We start from the raw sequence: 741 nt of genomic DNA on the forward strand, positions 1-741 counted from the left end.
TCTACTTCGTGGTCACCGTTGCGTGTCCGGAGGTGACCAACGGTGGCCTCGGCAGCCTGGGCAGCAACCCGTACGCAAAGCGTGACCAAGGATTCGAAAAGATGCCCGAGCATGCCGCCGGCCTGGGGCCCGATCGGCTTACCTTCACCGCCGAGCAGTGTATCCACAGACAGGCCGAGTAGACGCGCCGCCAACGCAGGATCGGCTAGGTGATGCTTAGGCGATTGGGCTAAGCGCGCCAACGGGTTTGCCGCGGGACCCCAAGCGGGCACGGGGTCAAGAAGCCATAGCTGACTAAGCACATCTCGGTACGCGATGCTCGTCGAACGCGCCGGCTTGTCACTGACACCGGCGGTGGCCGCGTCGAGCACTGCCGTGTAGCTGGCCGTCGTGGACGTGGCGGCCGCGTAGGCGCGCAACCACGCCAACATGGCATCAGGCTTACGAACCGCGAGCCCCTGCTCCGGCACGTCTCGGTCGACGGCATTCCGCAGGTACGAGTCCAGCTGAAACTTCAATGCCCGCGCACCAAGAGACCGCATACCCGGAAAGCCTGACGCCACGATCTCATGCGTGTAATCGGCTAACCGGATCTGCGTCGCCCCGTCGAGCGGAAGTCTTCTCCCAGTCAGCAATTCGCCAAGAATGATTGTTGGTGAAGCGATCCCCCGCTCTGACAACGTCATCGGGCGCATGCGCAGCCGCCCGATACGCCCCGCGCCGGAGTGGGCCGTCGCCCCG

The 741-nt window shown here is 64.6% G+C and carries 1 protein-coding gene; it reads right to left on the reverse strand.

Features of this window, described 5'->3' with window-relative positions; genetic code table 11:
* A partial coding sequence (locus AO501_RS18415) for a DUF4143 domain-containing protein (protein WP_231752538.1) occupies positions 1–686 on the reverse strand: 686 nt, incomplete at its 3' end.
* Between the last annotated feature and the right edge of the window lie 55 nt (positions 687–741).

This window comes from Mycobacterium gordonae, from assembly GCF_001417955.2.
GTDB classification, from domain to species: Bacteria; Actinomycetota; Actinomycetes; order Mycobacteriales; family Mycobacteriaceae; genus Mycobacterium; species Mycobacterium gordonae_B.